This window comes from Sporosarcina sp. 179-K 3D1 HS, from assembly GCF_047228905.1.
Taxonomy (GTDB): Bacteria; Bacillota; Bacilli; order Bacillales_A; family Planococcaceae; genus Sporosarcina.
Window position 1 is genome coordinate 172881 of sequence record NZ_JBFEGI010000005.1, and the last position, 19686, is coordinate 192566.

A 19686-nucleotide genomic window follows, 5' to 3' on the forward strand; every position below is an offset into this window, starting at 1 on the left:
TAAAACCTCATTCCTTCTCTTCATCGGAAGCGTCCAACTGGAACTCTAGGACTTTGCCTTCAATTGCATTGATGAAGTGATTTTCAATCGTTCCGTCTTTCAATTCTACACGAACATTCCAGGTCGGGGCAAATACAAGCGTTTCCGTCAGCAGCGTGGAATAGCCTAGTGTTACTCGTTTCACTTTGGAATCGGGTTTGATGTAGCCCCGATTCGAAAGGGAACCGATTGCCTCAATAGGGGAGAGAAGGTCCTTTTTCCGATTATAGCTGACAAACTCCTCGCTCATACGCTGTTCATAGCTGATCACTTTGCCATCACTGTTCAAATAAACCATGAGCATCGCGTGTGGACTGTAATAAATCGGTTCACCGAACGCCTTTTGAAAGAAAAGGGCGGTTCCTTCTTCCTCGTCCACTTCCCAAAGCTCGTACTCCGCTCCATGAAGCACATACTTATTTAGAAATTCGGTGAAAATGAAGTCGCCCTTTGAATTCCGGACCGTTTCGGGTTTATCCAACACGGACTGAAGAACCGTATCACCTAAGATAACCGCGGATTGACCTTCCAACTCCTCAACTTCCTCTTCATCGAATGTGACCACTTTGGCTGAAATGTAGGAGGCGTCGTTTTTATAAGGAGGGAGCGGGTCATACGTAATATTATCGAGCTTGAGTGCTTCCTCGATGGAGGTTTTCCCCATCACCTGTACGTTTTGCATCTCCATATGCCGATTGAGGTAGAGCGAGTAGAGAAAGACATTCAATATGGAAAACACGACGATAAAGATAGTTTTCGTCTTACTCCAATCCACGTGGCTCACCTCCGGATACTCCGTCAAAGCGGATCCAATTGCCGCCTATTAAATAAAACCAGGAAGGCTCCATCGTGAATAGCCTGCGTTCCGTGTCCCGTTCCATATAATAGCCCGGGATGATTTCTTCAATTTGACTAAATTCTATAGTATCCGACTGTTTTAACGTCTCGACCACATCGCTGCCCGATGGTAGGAAGATGGATTCCGTTTCGGATGTCAGCGTCAAATCCAATGTGTAGTACGGACGGTCATAACGGAAGATCCGATTATCTCCCCATACCCCTATAATTTCCGTAGAACCGGGCGTGTCGCTATACACAGGCAGCCCATGCACATACAATTGGAATTTGACATAACGTGATTCCGGATTCATGAACGTGTATCGGTATTCGGATGTCCATCCACTATGTTCATTTACAAAATCAATTGTTTTCTCCAGTAATTCGGAAGGGATTGCCTTCTCCGTGCTTTGCGCAGCAGGGAGGACAAAACTTAACATCTTCTTTTCCGTATCGACCGTCATCTGGGCATGATCATCCCCGAATTCTTCCGTTACCGAGTCCACCTGGCTTCGGCGGACTGCATTCGGATCAGTAAAGAGAGCATCCCGAAATCGGTTCGGTAAAGAATCACGATACCGGTTTAGACTGATTTCTTCCTGGAAATATTTTGTCCGAACGGTCTCAACCGGCAATGCGGGCACTGCGATGAAAGTCGCTGGATTTTCCGGATCGACATCCATATATTCCTCAAGTTCCTTCGCCCAAGTCTCAATGCTCTCTTGGAATGTCCGGTAGTCATCGACCTTCACTTTTGCCCTATAAAACAAGCCACCCTTGCTATTGACAAAAAAGAGGTTCAAATCGACCCCTTTCGCTTCCGGTTTCCAATCGACAACCAGACGGTCGAAAGAAGCTTCCTGAATCATTTCATCCTCAATATTCAGCACTTTATCATAAAACGGAATTGGGACCTTCCCTTGGAAATGTAGGGAGAAGCGATAAGGCTCCCTCATTAAAGTCGCCCAATCATCCGGTTGAGAGTTTGCGTCCATCAAGGTGAGATCGGAAATTCTCCACTTTTTCATTTCTTCTATGACAGAGTCGATTTCCTGTGCCTTTGAAGTCCCTTTCAATGCAGTTTCAAAGTTGAAGACGATTTTGTAGGGCTTGATAATTTGGTGGACTTCCATCCGGTCGGCAATCGAAATGTCAACGGTCGGCAATTCTTCAATCGGTGGCAGACGAGGTGTATAGGTCCAAATGGAAAAGGTGAATGTGATACTCAACGCGACAAGGAGTAGTAATATTACGGACTTGATCGGTTCAACATATTTCAATCCCATTCACCTTCCTCTTGCTGCTCAAATGGGAGGGTAAAGAAGATCGTAGTCCCTTTCCCTTCCTCACTTTCCGCCCAGATTTCCCCGCCATGGGCAGCAATCATTTCTTTGGCGATAGCCAGACCAAGCCCTGTTCCGCCCATCGCTCTTGATCTGGCCCGGTCGGCCCGGTAGAACCTTTCGAAAATACGATTGACGTTCTCTTTCGGGATGCCCATCCCATCATCGGAAATCATCACTTTAATATAGTCGCCTTGGACGCTCAGTCCGAAGCGGATATCCCCACCATCCGGTGAGTATTTTAACGCATTGGAGATAATATTATCGATAACTTGTGTCATTTTATCCGGGTCGATATCGACAAATAATTCGGTCGTAGGCAACAGTCTACGAAAGTGGACATGTTGCGATTTGGAAAATTCAAAGCGGTCTATGATGGCATTGAAGAAATAGTTGAAATCCACCCATTCCCGGTTCAAGTCATAGTCCCGGCTGTCCATCCTCGACAGTTTCAGCAAGTCATTGACAAGCCGAATCATGCGCTCTGTCTCCGTTTGCGTCACATGTAGGAAAGAAGGGGCGATCTCCTCATTCCGCCATGCCCCTTCCGCCAATGCCTCCAAATAGCTACGCATCGTCGTCAGCGGCGTGCGTAGTTCATGAGAAACGTTGGAGACGAATTCACGGCGTTCCATATCGATTTTCTCTTGCTCCGTATTATCATGAAGAACGACAATCAGCCCGTTTACGAAGCCAGTCTCCCTTTGCGTTACAGAGAATGTCGCCCGCAATATATAAGGCCTTTCATCTGTACTGAAATCCAACGCAATGGAATCTTTTATCTGAATCAAATCTTCGAATGTATACTCCTGCTCTACCCCGAGGATGCTCGTAATAGGCCGATTCAGCACGAGGTCGCGGGTCAGTCGGAACATCGATAGGGCGGAATCATTGATCAGGCTGACGCGTCCTTTCCGGTCCGTCGCAATTACGCCGTCCGTCATGTTCTCGAGTACCGAAGCCAGTTTCCGCCGCTCACTTTCCGTCGTCGACTGGGATTCCTGCAACTGATTCGTCAAATGGTTGAACGCAATGGCAAGCTGCCCGATTTCATCATTTCCATACACCCGCACCTTATGCGAGAAATTTCCTTTCGCCATCGCTTGCGCCTGGCGTCTCATATCGGAAATCGGACGCGTCATCGTCTGGGCGATGAAAATGCCGATGATGATTGTGATCGTCAAGGAAACTGCGGTGCCGCCCGCTAGAATATGGTTGATCTCATCCATTTGTTGATAGACGTTCTCGATGTTGGATACGACATACAACGTACCGAGCACTTCATTATTGGCAAGAATCGGTTGGGCGCGGACCATGATCCGCTCCCGGGTGCTTTCATCAAAATAGACAATATTACTAGGTGTTTCCGAGGTGATCGACCTTTTGACGATGTCATCCAATGAGCGTTGGCCGACCCGTACTTGATTATCCAAGACCGATGTTGCCAAAATACGATATCTGGAATTAATGACCTGGATTTCCTTAATATCATCTGAAGAATTGAACCCCGAAAGGACGGTCCGCAAACTCTGTTCGAGTGTCGGATCGTCCGGGGCGCGTTCTTTTAATAATTCTTCCCGTACGCTGAATTCGACTAAATTCATCTTATCTACAATGGACGTTGTGAAGTTGTCTTTCAACGTTTGTTCCAGTTTCTGTACAAAGTAAAGTCCGATAATTTGCATCGCAATTAAAATGAGCAGTACATAGATCAAAACTAGCTTGACGTGTATCGAGCGAAAGAAACCAACCTTCTGCATAGGTTTACTCCTGTTCCGGATCGCGCAGGTAGTAACCGACCCCGCGCCGCGTTACAATCCATGCTGGATGGCTTGGAGTATCCTCAATCTTCTCCCGTAAACGGCGGATGGTGACATCGACTGTCCGGACGTCGCCAAAATAATCATAGCCCCATACCGTTTGCAGCAAATGTTCGCGCGTCATCACTTGTCCAATATGTTTCGCCAGATAATGGAGCAGTTCGAATTCACGATGGGTCAATTCGATTGTCTCGTCCCGCTTTAACACGAGGTATGCATCCGGCTGGATCACCAGATTACCGACCGTTATTTCATTGGTCGCATCGTCTTGCTCTTCCTGCACCACTTTCATATGGCGCCGTAGATTCGCCTTCACCCGGGCAATGAGTTCCCGCGTACCAAACGGTTTCGTAACATAATCGTCCGCACCGAGTTCCAAGCCCAGCACTTTATCGATTTCGGAATCTTTGGCCGTCAGCATGATAATTGGAAAATCATATTTTTTCCGCACTTCTCGACAAACTTCCATCCCGTCCCGTTTCGGAAGCATGATGTCCAAAAGCATCAAATCAGGCTTCACTTCCTCGACTTGTTCCAATGCCTGTTCTCCGTCATACGCACAATACACATTGAACCCTTCTTTTTTCAGATTAAATTCAAGTATATCGGCAATCGGTTTTTCATCATCTACAACTAATATCGTTTTGTCCTGCATGTTCACTTCCCTCTCCCTCTGTATTGCGTCTATTTATCTTCATTGATTATGGTTGGTTATCCTTTAACTTTATCACTGTTTGAGCGGTTTGGCACGTTCCACAAATATTTTTCACGGGCTATTTCCCGGGCAATATTCATCGTTATTTGTCGAATGGGTAGGGGATGATAGTACAAAAGCGCAGGGCGCCTGCCTAGAGGCGACAGGCATAAGACGAAGATGCGGCGTGGCGTCTTTTGCCACAGAGCAGCTTTGACTTATGACCCCGAGCCTCTGGCGCCCGGAGCCTAGACGGAACCACTCTGGCTTAGTAGATTATCTACAGGCTAAGATTTTATAGTTTCCTAAGAAATGAAAAAGGACGGCACCCGATGCGTACCGTCCCATTCTCTTATTTCAATACACTCATCGGATTGATGTTCTCTCCATTTTTCAGAACTTCGAAGTGGAGATGGATACCGGTGGATCGTCCAGTGGATCCCATGACGCCAATTTTGACGCCCTGCGCAACCGTTTGCCCGACACTGACATCAATGGACGACAAGTGTGCATATAACGTTTCGTAGCCGTTTTTATGGCTGATGATGATGCGATTTCCGTATGCACCGCTAGGACCTGCGGCGGTGACAACGCCATTATCGGACGCTTTAATCGTCCGGTTGGAAGGGCGGGCGATGTCGATTCCTTGGTGCATCCGTCCCCAACGCGTTCCCATGTGGCTCGAGATATATCCGCCGACTGCCGGCCACACAAAGGAACCTGTCCCGCGTGAAGCGATGACCTTTGTCCCGACGACGAGCACTTTATCCGTCGGTTCCTCGATCACCGTTTCTTCCTGGAGCGATCGGCCGACAATTTCTCCATTTTGCTTGCGAATCAATTCGGTGACGACCTTTTCACCGTTGACCCCTTTTTGTGTCACTTTCTTTTCCCCTTTTAAGAGGGTCTTATCCTGCTCTTTAATCGTTTTGAATGGGATGGACTCTGTCCGTTTTGACTCGAAATGAGCTTCTACTTCAACGAACGGCTCCAGTTTCGTGACATTCAATTCATCGCCCAGTTGCAGAACGCTATCCAACTTATATCCCGGGTTTAAATCCAATAGCTGTTTGGTCGTCATATTATGGGCTGCCGCTATCTTGCCAAGGACATCCCCAGTTTGAACGACATATTTTTTATTTTCCAATGTCCCCTTGTTTAACAACTGGACCGCTTCTTTCACGTCCAATACATCATCGGGAGCCGTATGCCCTTCTTTAGCATCAATTTCGCCGCTCATGACAATATCCGCCACCCGTGTTTCATTTTCTTTCAACGGGGGTAAAGGTTCTTTGGATGCTTGGTGCTGTTCAAACTCGTTAAGTTCCTTTTCCGTGACAGTTTGCAATTTCAAGTCCCGGATCACATTCCGGTATGTCTCCATGTCTTTCACATAAAGTGCAGGTTCTCCGTCAACTAAAATACCAACAGCTTCCGCTTCAACAGTCATTTTTTCCTGAAGGGTATGCAGGACTACTTCGTCCTCTGTTCCAGCCTGAAACACCTTTTCCGGAATGACGGACAACTCCGTAATCGTCAATTGCAAATCTTCAAATTGGTCAGCGACTTTTGCTAATTTCTGTTCTTTCAATTGCTCGATTTTCTCTTTATCTGAAATCTTTCCTATGTATTGTTCATTGGAATAAATATGATAAACTGTTGCTAAGTTTTCTTTCTCAATTTCGTTGGCAAACCCTACGTTCAATCCGATTCCCGCCACCATTACGGCGATAAGTATGAATTTCGGAAATGCCTTTGCTATCCTTTTTCCTCTATGGTCTTCCTTGGAAAACATGGATCCTCCGTACTCCTTCCGTTCTTCAACCGATCACTAACGTTCGATGTTAGTTCACTCAAACTTACTTCCATCATAACTATTTGTAATGAATTAAGTTCTATCGGTAAGTCTTTTTTCACACTTCTACAATCTATCATAGTTGGCAAGTTACTTGGGCAATTCATCTGATTTGTAATGCAATTGTATAATTGCATCCATTTTTTATTAAACACTGGAATAATATTGGATAATAAAGAAGAGGAAACACCTAAGTTTCCTCTCTTTTTTGCCTATTTAAGTACAAAAAACACGAACGTCCGGATTCTTTTATCCGGACGTTCGCGTTAATAGGCTGCTGGCGCTTCGTGCTGGCTCCAGTCAATATTGACGAACTTATTATATTCCTTCGCAAAAGCAAGCGTTACTGTGCCGGTCGGACCGTTCCGTTGTTTCGCTATGATAATTTCAATCATATTCTGATTCTCTGTTTCTTTATCATAGTAGTCTTCCCGGTAGAGGAATGAAACGATATCGGCATCTTGCTCAATACTTCCCGATTCCCGCAAGTCCGACATCATCGGCCGTTTATCCTGTCGTTGCTCAACCCCCCGCGATAACTGGGACAATGCAATAACGGGCACTTTCAATTCACGTGCGAGCGCCTTTAAGGAACGGGAAATCTCCGAAACTTCCTGCTGACGGTTTTCTCCGGTTCTACCGCTTCCTTGGATCAATTGTAAATAGTCGATCATAATCATACCAAGTCCATGTTCTTGCTGGAGTCTACGACATTTAGAACGAATTTCATTGATCCGGATTCCGGGCGAGTCGTCGATGAAAATCCCGGCATTGGAAAGGCTACCCATTGCCATCGTCAATTTTCGCCAATCTTCCGCCTCCAAGTTTCCGGTCCGGAGTACTTGGGCATCAATATTGCCTTCTGCACAGAGCATCCGCATCACGAGTTGCTCCGCACCCATTTCCAAACTGAAAATCGCTACATTTTCATCTGTTTTCGTAGCAACGTTTTGTGCCACATTCAGGGCGAATGCCGTTTTCCCGACGGATGGACGGGCAGCGACAATGATCAAATCATTGCGCTGGAATCCGGCAGTAATCTTGTCCAGATCCCGGAATCCGGTCGGTATACCCGTCACTTCGCCTTTACGGGTATGAAGCAGTTCGATGTTATCATACGTTTCGACCAACACATCTTTAATATGGCGGAAATCTCCCGCATTTTTACGGCTGGAGACTTCCATCATTTTCTTTTCGGCTTCAGATAAAAGAGCTTCAACTTCGTCTTCCCTCGTATAGCCGTCTTCCACAATGGATGTGGCTACCCGGATGAGTCGGCGAAGTAAGGCCTTCTCTTCGACAATTTTCGCATAGTGGACAATGTTGGCAGCGGTCGGAACCGCATTGGAGATCTCCGTCAAATAGGAGATACCACCGACATCTTCCAATTCTTTTTTAGCCGATAATTCTTCTGTTACCGTAACGACGTCTATGGCTTGACCTTTATCACTCAAGCCGATCATCGTGTCAAAAATTTTCCGATGCGCCATCCGGTAAAAATCCTCTGGAGTGAGAATTTCCGCCGCTGTGATAAGCGCTTGCGGTTCAAGGAAAATTGCTCCGATGACCGACTGTTCCGCTTCGTTATTGTGTGGGGGGACGCGATCGATCATCTGGTCCATCGTTCTATCTCCTTATCATTCTTCCGTTACGTGCACTTTCAAAGTCGCTGTCACTTCGGGGTGCAGTTTCACCGGAACATTCGTATATCCTAGGGCGCGAATAGCGTCTGGCAATTCCATTTTCCGGCGATCCACTTTAATGCCCTCACTTTTATTAAGCGCTTCGGCGATTTGCTTTGTTGTAATCGATCCGAAGAGGCGGCCACCTTCTCCTGATTTTGCCTTCATCTCAACAGTGATATTATCCAATTTCTCTTTTAACACTTGTGCTTCCTTCAACTCTTCAGCGGCATCTTGGGCAGCCCGTTTTTTCTGGCCTTCCAGTTTGCTTAAGTTTGCTGGCGTTGCTTCCACTGCCACATTGTTTTTAAATAGGAAGTTCTGTGCATAACCAGGAGACACTTCTTTAATTTCCCCTTTTTTCGCTGTACCTTTTACGTCTTTCAAGAAAATTACTTTCATCTCAATTTCCCCTTTCCGTATGATTTTGTATGATTAACTTCAACATTTCCTTGGCTTCTTCTACTGAATCGACATCCAATTGGCAAGCTGCATTTGTCAGATGACCTCCGCCACCCAGCTCTTCCATAATCAGTTGGACATTGAATTCGCCAAGGGAGCGGGCGCTGATGCCGATTCTCCCATCGGCACGCGGTGCGATGACAAACGATGCGGTCACGCCTTGCATCGTCAGTAAAATATCAGCCGTTTGCGCAATTAAGACAGATCCGTAGGCAACCTCGTTCGTACCGGTTGCAATGGCAATGCCGTCACTTCCCAATTCAACGGTCTCGATCAATTTTGCCCGCTTCACATACGTTTCGATGTCCTCTTTTAAGAGACGTTGGACAAGAATCGTGTCGGCTCCGTTTGTCCTGAGATAAGAAGCCGCTTCAAATGTCCGGGAACCTGTCCGAAGCGTAAAACTTTTCGTATCGACTATGATGCCGGCCAATAAGGCAGTGGACTCCAGCATCGTCAGCTTTTCATGTTTCGGCTGGTATTCGATCAATTCCGTAACGAGTTCGGCCGTTGAAGATGCGTATGGTTCCATATAGACGAGCATTGTATTTTTAATGAATTCCTCGCCGCGCCTGTGATGATCGATGACGACCATTTTTTCGGCCTTGTCGACGACCCGTTCATCAATGACCATGCTCGGCTTATGGGTATCGACCACGATGACGAGCGATCTAGCGGTCATCATTGCTAATGCCTCATCCGGGCTGATAAATTGCTGGAACAGTTCCGGATCGCCTTCAATTTCATCCATGAGCCGGGTGACGCTGCCATCCAGCTCATTGAAGTTGACAACGATATATCCTTCCACATTGTTCATACGCGCCATCTTCCTGACCCCGATGGATGCACCGATCGCATCCATATCCGGCATCTTATGGCCCATGACAAACACTTTATCACTGCCTTGGATAAGATCGCGCAATGCGTGGGAAATGACCCGTGCCCGGACGCGTGTCCGCTTTTCAACCGGATTCGTCTTGCCCCCGAAGAACTTCAATTTGCCATCGGTACGCTTGATTGCGACTTGATCGCCACCTCGTCCCAATACGAGATCGAGACTTGATTGCGCCAGTTCACCTAGTTCAATAAGGGAATCGGATCCTGTTCCGACCCCAATGCTGAGCGTCAGGGAAGTGCTATGTTTCGCTGTCGTCTCCCGGATTTCATCCAAAATGGAAAACTTCGATTTCTCCAGTACGGCTAAGGTCCCTTCATTGAACACGGCAAGAAATCGGTCGGATGCAATCCGCTTTACAAAAATTCCATTTTTCGTTGCCCAATCATTGATGAGGGAAGTGACGAGGGAGTTCAGTTTGCTTCGTGTCTGATCATCCATTGTTTGAGCCAGTTCATCATAATTGTCGACGAGCAGGATGCCCAGAACTGTCCGATCCGCGTCATACAACGACTCTATTTCTACTTGTTCCGTCACGTCAAATAAATAAATGAGCTTTTCTTCCACTTTATAAAAAATATTGTACGAGTGGTTTCCTATCTTCAGCAGGGAATGCTCGGTCGATTCATTCTTCACCAACGGCTCGAACTGATCGGACAAACCGAACAGTTCCTGGCCAATGAGGGTATCGGACTCAAAGATCTTCGCAGCAAAAGGATTGGCCCACTCGACCACATGATTTTCATTCAATAAAATAATCCCGATCGGCATTTCAAGAAGCGCTTCTTCACCGACCTTCTTCATCCGGTAGGAGAGCGTTTCGATATGCTTCTCCGTTTCGAGATACGTACGCTCTTCCGCTTTCCATGCAGCCCCAATGAAAATAGAGAATAGCACGGTGAACAGAAGTCCGAACCAGAAATTAGACAGGAACAGCAGCACAGCCGCCATCACGCCAAGAAGAGACAGGGCCAGTAATGGATATCGAATTGCTCTAATTCTAAAAAAAGATGTCATCGTTCCAGCTCCTTACTTTGTCTTGTCTCTTCCAATCCAAGCGCGGATATTTACGCCAGTGTCCACAATTCCAAGAAACGTCGTCATCGGGCTTAACAATAACGCCAAGACTGTCAGGAGGCCTGTCACAGCCTTAGGAACCTTCATCGTATACATATAGTAATGAATCAGCGAAATTCCTTGTAATAGGAATAGGACCCGCAGGATGACAGTCGCATTCATGGTCATTAGATAGAAATCCGAACCTGGTTCCATTTCAACGAATAAGGTGAGTAAGACCAGGATTCCATAGACGACAGCCGTGGCAAACGGAAGCTTCATGTTCCTGAAGGGGGGGAATGTCGGGACCTCATGGCGCAGACGCCGGGCCACTGCCAAATTCAACGTGACTAGGATGAAAGCGATCGAAAAGACCCCCAATATGAAAATGGACGGGATTGTGTTTTCATACATAGTGAACGTCGATTCCATCAACTGTTCATAATTCTCCGTCAACCCGCCGAACGTTCGCATCGTTTCCGTCATCTGATCCTGCATATCCCGGAGGATCCTGAACACTTCCTCCACGAAGTTGAATTTAAATAAATAGATGGCCCCTACATACATAAGGATCGTAGTTATGAGTAACGTCAAAGCGGACGCCATGAATATATACAATTTGGATTTTCCCAACTTGACGGTTTCCCCAATTACAAAACCGAGCAAACCGAAAATAAAAGCAAATGGGATAAGGAAGATCCCTCCGACCAATATCGACAACAGTACTCCCGCGAACGTAACGAGCAATGACGATGCGCGGTCATAGGTCAACCGGTACAAGAGGATCGGCAATGGAATGAAAAGCATTGTCACATTCCCGATGAATGGTACATAGAGTGACACCGCCAGCAAAATGGCAAAGAGTGCAATCATCATGGCTCCATATGTGATCTTTCTTGCATTATCTGGCATACGTTTGTTCCTCCGGTCAGCAGCAGGGGATTCAGCTATCACCTGTACTTTTTATTTCCTTCAATCTTTTAATTGTATCATGCTTTTTTCATTTAGACCAAAGTAGGAACATACGTGCCTTCCATATTTAGAAATGAAAAGAGCAAAAGACCGCCTGTAAGCCGGATGTGCCGGGCTGACAAGGCGGTCATGATGAAAAAGATTATTTATCTTCCGCTACGAAAGGAAGAAGTGCCATGATACGTGAGCGCTTAATAGCAGTTGTCAATTTACGTTGATACTTCGCGCTTGTTCCTGTCACACGGCGAGGTAAGATTTTTCCACGCTCAGAAATGAATTTCTTGAGTAGGTCAGTATCTTTATAATCAATGTGTGTGATGTTGTTAGATGTAAAATAACAAACTTTACGGCGTCTTTTGCCTCCACGACGTGGTGCCATATCGTATTCCCCTCCTTATTCACTAAGTTTCTTCCGCTACCTTGCAATCTTAGAACGGCAGATCGTCATCCGATACTTCAATCGGACCGCCTGTCGAGAACGGATCATCATCGGTACGGGTATAATTTTGCTGACTCGGTTGGTGTTGTGGTTGATTCGGCTGATAGTAAGGTTGATCATTCTGTGGCTGGCCGCCATAAGACGGTGCCCCTTGGTACGCTCCGGATCTTTCCGTATTGGCACTCGCGTTGCGCGGTTCCAAGAACTGTGTACTATCTGCGACGACTTCAGTCGTATACACACGCTTGCCGTCTTGTCCTTCGTAACTTCCCGTCTGAATACGGCCGTCTACGCCGACAAGACTGCCTTTTCTTAAAAAGTTCGCGATGTTTTCCGCCTGTTTTCGCCAAGCGACACAATTGATGAAGTCCGCTTCCCGTTCGCCAGACTGGCTCTGGAAAGCTCGATTCACGGCCAACGTGAAACGCACAACGGCAATACCGGTTTGCGTATAGCGAAGCTCCGGATCTTTAGTCAACCTTCCTACTAAAACAACTCGGTTAATCAATACAATTCAACCTCCCTCATCATTTTGTAAGTTCAAATGCAAATCTATTTGAATTATTTGTCAAGGCGGACAGCCATATGACGAAGGATATCTTCGTTGATGTTCGCTAGACGTGTAAACTCATCGATTGCTTCAGTTCCTGCGTTCACTTTTACAAGCTGGTAGAAACCTTCATGCAAGTCGTCGATTTCATATGCAAGACGGCGCTTGCCCCATTCTTTCGACTCGATGATTTCCGCTCCATTTGAAGTAAGGATTTCATCATAACGGTCGATCAATGCTTTTTTTGCTTCATCTTCTACCGTTGGGCGGATGATGTACATGATTTCGTACGTTCTCATCTTCAGTCACCTCCTTATGGACTTGGGCCCTGCTGTTACCAGCGGGCAAGGAGTAAGTAATTTTTATTACTCACATCAACACATTCTACCACATCCTTGTTAGGCTTACAACTTTTTTTCTTGTATAATGGTGACAGTTGTATTTTTTGGGTGCCAGGCACCTTTACAAAGCGAGGAGAGTAGACGATGGATGAGCAACGTAAAGGCCCAGACCATATTGTGGAACTGGACCTTCCCAAAGTGGCGAAGTTCAGTATGATCCTCACTGGACTTTCCCTTGTTATTTTATTTGTAATAAAAGCAATCCTGGATAAAGGGATATCAATTCAGATTACGCTTTGGAATACATTGTTTTTTATTGTCGGTTATATCATTCTCATTGTGCTGCATGAACTCTTCCACCTGCTAGGGTTTCGGCTGTTTGGCCATGTACCGTGGAAACGCATGATTGTCGGCGTCAATCTAAAGATGGGCGTCGCTTACGCCACTACTGACCAGTTAATGACGAACCGGGCGATTCGCAAAGCATTGCTCCTACCATTCTGGACGACTGGGGTGTTGCCGGCCATCTTCGGAATCGCCATGAGCAATGGACTTCTGCTAGGTCTCGCTGCATTTCTGATCGGTGGGGCAGCCGGAGACTTCGTCATGTATCAAGAATTACGAAAATTGCCTGATGATTGGTTAGTGAAGGATGATCCCCAAATGCCTAAATTGTATCTGTACACACCCGAGCGGCGAGGGGAATTGGAGGGGTAGGAGGCGGGGATTTATGAGTGGTTGGCACGAGTTTTGAGCGGGCAACAGGAATTATAAGCGCTTCCCGGAAGTTATGAGCGCCTGCCACGAGTTATAAGCGAGCGGCAGAAAATATGAGCGCTTCTCCGAAGATATAAGCACTCCGGTGAAGTTATGAGCGCCCAAACATAATTATAAGCATGCAACCCGGATTATAAGCCCTTACGCATCTCATTTGAAATAATTAAAAAAAGCCCTGCCGCAAATTGCGGTGGGGCTCTTTCTATCTATCAAACGTTAAAGCGGAAGAGCATGACGTCTCCGTCTTTGACAATGTATTCTTTTCCTTCCAGGCGAACTTTGCCTGCCTCTTTGGCGGCGGCCATGGAGCCGGCTTCCACGAGGTCATCGTATGCTACAGTTTCTGCACGGATGAATCCCCGTTCAAAGTCAGTATGGATGATTCCCGCGCATTGCGGTGCTTTCATCCCTTTGCGGAATGTCCAAGCCCGCACTTCTTGCACCCCCGCGGTGAAATACGTAGCCAACCCAAGAAGATGGTACGCTGCTTTGATCAATTGGTCCAAACCAGATTCTCTAATGCCAAGCTCTTCAAGGAACATTTCCTTTTCCTCGTCCTCGAGTTCAGCCATCTCTTCTTCGATTTTCGCGCAGACGACGATGACTTGTGCATTGTCTTTCTCCGCAAACTCCCGAACGACTTTGACATATTCATTATTGTCAGCATCTGCAATTTCATCTTCCGATACGTTTGCGACATACAGCATCGGTTTAATTGTCAATAAGTGCATGCCTCTGACGACATTGTACTCATCCTCGGACAATTCTACGGAGCGTGCCGGCTTTTCTTCTTCGAACGCCGCTTTTAGTTTCAATAAAACCGGCTCTTCGATCATGGCCTCTTTATCTTTCTGTTTTGCCATTTTTGAGACGCGGACCAATCGCTTGTCCACACTTTCCATATCGGCTAAGATCAGCTCGAGATTAATGATTTCAATGTCGGCAATCGGATCGACTTTCCCGGATACGTGCGTGATGTTTTCATCCGCAAAACAACGGACCACTTGGCAAATGGCATCCACTTCCCGGATATGGGAAAGGAATTTATTCCCCAAGCCTTCCCCTTTACTTGCCCCTTCTACAATCCCTGCAATATCGGTAAATTCAAAAGCGGTAGGTACCGTCTTTTTTGGGGTGACCAATTCAGTCAACTTTTGCAATCGTTCGTCCGGCACCTCAACGATTCCGACGTTCGGGTCGATCGTACAGAATGGGTAGTTGGCCGCTTCTGCGCCCGCCTTTGTAATTGCATTGAACAACGTCGATTTCCCCACGTTTGGCAGGCCGACAATCCCAGCTGTTAACGCCATTTTTTCCACAACCTTTCAATATATATATCAATTACGCCTTGGCGTAATTGCGTCCGGATTTTTTCGAGCTTGCTCGAAAAACTTCCCCTAAAAAATCCGTGACATCCGCCGGAGGCTTTATCTTTGTTCAGCGGTCGTTTGAAAACCGCTGATCAGGCAAATAAACAAGTATTCGTCCTGACACCTTTTTAGGTGAAAGTTTTCTGCTGAATAAAGATAGTCATTTGATTTCGTATGCAACTCTTCCATTATAAGGACAACCAACCGGGATGTCTATCTGATTCAAGCCTCTGCATCAGCCTTCACCAACACTTTTTTCATTTTTTTGGAAAATTCGTTTCGTGGAATCATGACACTATGTCCGCAGCCTTCACATTTAATGCGAATATCTGCGCCCATCCGGATGATTTTCCAAGCATTCGTTCCGCACGGATGTTGTTTTTTCATTTCTACAATATCCTGCAGGCCAAATTCTTTCATCGTTACCACTTTCCTTTCCTATGAACTAGTAAATGATTTCGTGATGAGTGTCGGATAAGGGATATGAATCCCTTCCGAATCTAAATACTTCTTCAAGCCCACTGCAATCAAGCGGGCACAGTCATAATGCTCCATCGGTTTCGTTTCCGCGATGATGCGGACTGTCATATCGGTCTCGGAGAACTCCTGGGCACCAATTAGTCTGGGTGCCGTGATGAACTCTTCATGTCCGCTCGGCAAATTGGCCAAAAAGCTCTCCATCAAGCTTTCCGTCCTGTCGATGCCTGCCTCAAAAGGAATGCGCACATCGACAATGGCCAAGGAGTTCTCTAATGAATAATTGACCACTTGGGTAATGCCACCGTTCGGAATGATGGACACTTCCCCTGTCGGTGACTTGACCTTCGTCGTACGTAACCCAATTTCCTCTACCGTTCCCTCAGCAGTTCCGATTTTCACGTAATCCCCGACAGAGAACTGATCTTCAAACAGGATGAAAAATCCGGTGATGACATCCTTTACTAGACTTTGAGCACCGAATCCAACAGCGAGCCCAAGCACTCCGGCTCCGGCCAGAAGCCCACGTATATCCATGAAGTAGGAAAGGATTGCCAGTATAGCGGAAAAGTAAACGATATAAGACAGCGTGTTCTCTAGCAGCCGGAGTAGCGTAATTTCCCTCCGTTCCGAATGACGGAGCGGACCTTTCCATTTCAACTTGAAAATGCGATTGATGAACGCTTTCCCCACTCTGACGACTAGCACAGCCAGCAAGACAATGAAAAAAATCCGCAGGGATGTCATCCCGATCTTCTCCCATGTCTCTGGACTGAATATGAACTTACTTGCTTTTTCTACCTCTTCAGGTATATCTACTTTTGGCAAAGCCACTAATTCTTCTCCTCCTCCCGTATAATAATCTGAAAATTAGCGTAAACTGCATGGAGGAATCTTCATGCTTTTATAAAACAAAGTGAATGGAGTTTTTGTATGCATGCTATGATTGCTTCACCTTATGATTATCGTATCCATTATAAGGAAACTGGCGTCGTTTGGAAATTAAGCTCCCTATTCCTCCAGCATATCCCATTCGACACAAAGCAAATCGTATTTTTCTGCATTGGCACCGATCGATCCACGGGTGATTCCCTCGGCCCATTGACGGGATCGCATCTATCGGAAAGCCGGCTTTTTCCTTTTCCAGTGATCGGTTCTCTGGAAAATCCGCTTCATGCCTTGAATTTACAACAGCATTTGGACACTTGCAGAGAGACGAATCCGAACGCCTTTATCGTCGCTATCGACGCGTGTCTTGGCAAAGGTAGTTCCATCGGAGAGTTACTCTTCCATAGCGGACCGATCCAGCCTGGCAAAGCGGTAGGGAAGGATCTGCCGCCAGTCGGCGATGTCTCCATCAAAGGTATCGTCAATATCGGTGGCTTTATGGAGCATGCCGTCTTGCAAAGCACCCGTCTTCATTTGCCTTATGAAATGAGCCGTGTCATAGCCCGGGCACTTCAGCTTGCTTATAACCGGCAATGCTGATGGAAGATAAACCTTTGATTTTCATTACAATAAAAAAACAACTGTCACCACTATCCCGACCACGAAGATTCCCGGGATTAGATTGGCGACTCGAATTTTCGTCAAGCCGATTAAATTTAAACCGATTGCTGCAATCATCAGGCCCCCGGTCGCTGTCATTTCAGAAATGAAAAATTGCAACAGATCGTCAGGGACAAGGCGGCCGATCTGAGTAGAAAATAACGTAATGACTCCTTGGTATACTAATACAGGAACAGCTGCAAAGGCAACACCGATGCCTAGCGTTGAACTTAGTATAATTGCGGTGAATCCGTCGATAATTCCTTTCATAATGAGCACATCATGATCATTTCGAAGTCCACTATCAATTGCCCCGATGATAGCCATCGATCCAACAACAAAAATGAGCGTTGCAGTGACAAATCCTTGGGCAATTCCTAGTCCTTTCGTGTCCGACGAGGGCATTTTGGATTCAATCCACTTTCCAAGGTCATTCACTTTCATATCCAAATCTATCCATTCCCCCAAAACCGCCCCTACTACAATTGAAACAATGACGATGAGAATTTGTGTACTCTCAAATGTCATTTGCAACCCAATGGCCACAACAGCTAGTCCGATTCCATACATAACCGTTTCTTTCATCTTTTCCGGGATGTTATGTAAAAATCTTCCGATCAAGGCTCCGATAAGAATTAAAAAGAAGTTTACTAGCGTTCCAAACAAAACCATACTCTCACATCCACCTTTTAAACAATTACAATTCTGCAAAATTGAACTTTAATTTCAAATGATGCTTTTTCTCGTAAAAATAAAACCTATTCTGCCCATATCGCAAAATAGGTATGTCCGTTAATCATTTAATAACTCGAGAATTCGTTCTAAGTCTTCTTCAGAGAAAAATTCAATTTCAATTTTCCCTTTGTTTTTTGTCTTTTTAATAGTTACGTTTGTCCCGAAGTATTCTCTTAAATTAGTTTCTTGTTCCATCAAGAAAATATCTTTCTTTTTCTCTTGCTTTGTTTCACGTGGAACATCTTCATTTAATTGTTGCACTAGTTTCTCAAGTTGCCGGACATTTAAGCCTTCTTCGATTGTTCTCTCGGCCACTGGGATAATCTGTTCCTTTTTACGGAGACCCAATAATGTCCGGCCGTGCCCCATAGTAAGCTTTTGATCGGTAATATAATTCCTGATTTTATCGGGAAGAGAGAGTAGTCGAATATGATTCGCTATATGGGGCCTGCTTTTCCCAAGTCTGAATGCAAGTTGTTCTTGAGTTAAATTCAAGTTATCCATCAAATTTTGGTATGCTTCTGCTTCCTCAATAGGAGTAAGATCTTCTCGTTGTAAATTTTCCAGAATAGCTAGTTCCATCATTTCAGTATCTGTCAAATCTCGGACAATAGCAGGCACTTCTTTCAAACCAGCAATCTTTGCCGCCCGGAAACGTCTCTCTCCAACAACAATCTCATAAGTTGTCCCCATTTTACGCAAAATGATCGGTTGAAGAATACCATGTTCTTTTATGGAATCGCTTAATTCTTGTATAGCTGTCTCATCGAATTTTTTTCTAGGTTGGTATGGGTTTACTTTGATACTTTTCACATGAATCTGTTCAATTGTTTCCCCTTTTGCCATAGACTCGCCGGGAAATAAAGCATTCAATCCTCTTCCAAGTCCTTTAGCCATTCTGTACCACTTCCTTTGCCAACTCTAAATATACTTCTGCTCCTCGAGAACGTGCATCATACATAATAATAGGCTCCCCATGACTCGGTGCCTCACTTAGTCGTACATTTCTTGGAATGATTGTACGGTATACTTTGTCTTGGAAGTACTTTTTCACTTCTTCAATGACTTGGATGCCCAAATTCGTTCTTGCATCAAACATAGTGAGTAGTACGCCTTCAATCATGAGATGCTCATTTAAATGCTTTTGTACGAGACGGATTGTACTTAATAGTTGACTAAGTCCTTCCAAAGCGTAATATTCACATTGAACCGGAATAATAATGGAATCCGATGCGGTCAAGGCATTGATTGTCAGCAACCCTAAAGAGGGAGGGCAATCAATGATAATATAATCATACATCGATTTTGCTTCTTGAATCGCATGCTTCAATCGGACTTCTCTGGAAATGGTGGAGACCAGTTCAATTTCTGCCCCTGCCAATGATATTGTGGCGGGGATGACATCCAAATTTTCCACCTTACTCGGACGGATGACTTCTTTCACATCAACGTCATCAATTAAAATATCGTAAATACATTGATGCACATCGCCTTTGTTGACACCTACCCCGCTTGTGGCATTCCCCTGTGGATCGGTATCAATCAAAAGAACCTTTTTGCCAATATGGGCAAGGCAAGCACTTAAGTTTACGGATGTCGTCGTTTTCCCGACTCCCCCTTTTTGGTTGGCGATCGCTATTATTCTGCCCACGCTTGCACCTCTTTCCACCTGATTTGAAACGTTTTTTCTATATTCTTAGTTTATCAAAGATACTCTCAGATGTGTGAAAAAACCTTAGAAGGGAGAAAGGCATATACCGATAGCTTCAAAAAAACTCCTGCTTTGCCTAGCAA

20 protein-coding genes are annotated in these 19686 nt (G+C 45.6%); 2 read left to right on the top strand and 18 right to left on the bottom strand.

From position 1 onward, the window contains the following. Positions 1-7 precede the first annotated feature (7 nt). From AB1K83_RS09250 to rpsF, 12 genes are all read right to left on the bottom strand, one after another. Positions 8-814, bottom strand: coding sequence for a two-component system regulatory protein YycI (locus AB1K83_RS09250; protein ID WP_413057900.1), 807 nt, complete (start codon positions 812-814; stop codon positions 8-10). Next, complete coding sequence (locus AB1K83_RS09255) at positions 801-2162, bottom strand: YycH family regulatory protein (RefSeq protein ID WP_413057901.1); 1362 nt, start codon at positions 2160-2162, stop codon at positions 801-803. The genes AB1K83_RS09250 and AB1K83_RS09255 overlap by 14 nt, the downstream gene beginning before the upstream one ends. Beyond that, a complete protein-coding gene (gene walK, locus AB1K83_RS09260) occupies positions 2153-3979 on the bottom strand; it encodes a cell wall metabolism sensor histidine kinase WalK (protein ID WP_413057902.1) in 1827 nt (608 codons plus the stop codon). Before walK ends, AB1K83_RS09255 begins: the two co-directional genes overlap by 10 nt. 4 nt (positions 3980-3983) lie before the next feature. Continuing rightward, positions 3984-4694: a response regulator YycF gene (yycF, locus tag AB1K83_RS09265; RefSeq protein ID WP_413057903.1), complete on the bottom strand. Its 711-nt coding sequence runs from the start codon at positions 4692-4694 to the stop codon at positions 3984-3986. A gap of 391 nt (positions 4695-5085) precedes the next feature. Beyond that, a complete protein-coding gene (locus AB1K83_RS09270; protein WP_413057904.1) occupies positions 5086-6528 on the bottom strand; it encodes a peptidoglycan DD-metalloendopeptidase family protein in 1443 nt (480 codons plus the stop codon). Between the two features lie 326 nt (positions 6529-6854). Then, a complete protein-coding gene (dnaB, locus tag AB1K83_RS09275; protein ID WP_413057905.1) occupies positions 6855-8210 on the bottom strand; it encodes a replicative DNA helicase in 1356 nt (451 codons plus the stop codon). A gap of 15 nt (positions 8211-8225) precedes the next feature. After that, on the bottom strand, positions 8226-8672 hold the full coding sequence (gene rplI, locus AB1K83_RS09280) for a 50S ribosomal protein L9 (protein WP_413057906.1): 447 nt from the start codon (positions 8670-8672) through the stop codon (positions 8226-8228). Position 8673: 1 nt separating this feature from the next. Continuing rightward, a complete protein-coding gene (locus AB1K83_RS09285) occupies positions 8674-10644 on the bottom strand; it encodes a DHH family phosphoesterase (protein ID WP_413057907.1) in 1971 nt (656 codons plus the stop codon). Positions 10645-10656: 12 nt separating this feature from the next. Next, positions 10657-11595 carry a YybS family protein gene (locus AB1K83_RS09290; protein ID WP_413057908.1) on the bottom strand — a complete coding sequence of 313 codons (939 nt, stop codon included), beginning with the start codon at positions 11593-11595 and terminating at the stop codon, positions 10657-10659. Positions 11596-11797: 202 nt separating this feature from the next. After that, positions 11798-12034 (bottom strand): 30S ribosomal protein S18, encoded by a 237-nt coding sequence (gene rpsR / locus AB1K83_RS09295; RefSeq protein WP_413057909.1) that lies wholly within the window; start codon positions 12032-12034, stop codon positions 11798-11800. 49 nt (positions 12035-12083) lie between these two features. After that, positions 12084-12602, bottom strand: a complete 519-nt coding sequence (gene ssb / locus AB1K83_RS09300) for a single-stranded DNA-binding protein (RefSeq protein WP_413057910.1) — start codon at positions 12600-12602, stop codon at positions 12084-12086. A 53-nt stretch (positions 12603-12655) separates the two neighbouring features. Then, the gene (rpsF, locus tag AB1K83_RS09305) at positions 12656-12943 is read right to left on the bottom strand and encodes a 30S ribosomal protein S6 (RefSeq protein ID WP_413057911.1); all 288 of its coding nucleotides are present in this window, start codon (positions 12941-12943) and stop codon (positions 12656-12658) included. A gap of 186 nt (positions 12944-13129) precedes the next feature. On the opposite strand from rpsF, the gene AB1K83_RS09310 reads away from it, so the two are divergent. Beyond that, positions 13130-13702, top strand: coding sequence for a DUF3267 domain-containing protein (locus tag AB1K83_RS09310; RefSeq protein WP_413057912.1), 573 nt, complete (start codon positions 13130-13132; stop codon positions 13700-13702). Positions 13703-13971: 269 nt separating this feature from the next. On the opposite strand, the gene ychF is transcribed toward AB1K83_RS09310, so the two are convergent. From ychF to AB1K83_RS09325, 3 genes are all read right to left on the bottom strand, one after another. Next, entirely contained in the window at positions 13972-15072 is a 1101-nt protein-coding gene (gene ychF / locus AB1K83_RS09315; protein ID WP_413057913.1) for a redox-regulated ATPase YchF, read from the bottom strand. 282 nt (positions 15073-15354) lie between these two features. Then, a complete protein-coding gene (locus tag AB1K83_RS09320; RefSeq protein ID WP_413057914.1) occupies positions 15355-15552 on the bottom strand; it encodes a DUF951 domain-containing protein in 198 nt (65 codons plus the stop codon). An 18-nt stretch (positions 15553-15570) separates the two neighbouring features. Next, a complete protein-coding gene (locus AB1K83_RS09325; RefSeq protein ID WP_413057915.1) occupies positions 15571-16443 on the bottom strand; it encodes a mechanosensitive ion channel family protein in 873 nt (290 codons plus the stop codon). A gap of 99 nt (positions 16444-16542) precedes the next feature. Here AB1K83_RS09325 and yyaC point away from each other — a divergent pair, with 99 nt between their 5' ends. Next, positions 16543-17097: a spore protease YyaC gene (gene yyaC, locus AB1K83_RS09330; protein ID WP_413057916.1), complete on the top strand. Its 555-nt coding sequence runs from the start codon at positions 16543-16545 to the stop codon at positions 17095-17097. Between the two features lie 24 nt (positions 17098-17121). On the opposite strand, the gene AB1K83_RS09335 is transcribed toward yyaC, so the two are convergent. The 3 genes from AB1K83_RS09335 to AB1K83_RS09345 form a co-directional block, all read right to left on the bottom strand. Continuing rightward, positions 17122-17829: a DUF554 domain-containing protein gene (locus tag AB1K83_RS09335; RefSeq protein WP_413057917.1), complete on the bottom strand. Its 708-nt coding sequence runs from the start codon at positions 17827-17829 to the stop codon at positions 17122-17124. Positions 17830-17949: 120 nt separating this feature from the next. Beyond that, positions 17950-18789 carry a ParB/RepB/Spo0J family partition protein gene (locus AB1K83_RS09340; RefSeq protein WP_413057918.1) on the bottom strand — a complete coding sequence of 280 codons (840 nt, stop codon included), beginning with the start codon at positions 18787-18789 and terminating at the stop codon, positions 17950-17952. Further along, a complete protein-coding gene (locus AB1K83_RS09345; protein ID WP_413057919.1) occupies positions 18782-19543 on the bottom strand; it encodes a ParA family protein in 762 nt (253 codons plus the stop codon). Before AB1K83_RS09345 ends, AB1K83_RS09340 begins: the two co-directional genes overlap by 8 nt. Positions 19544-19686: the final 143 nt, after the last annotated feature.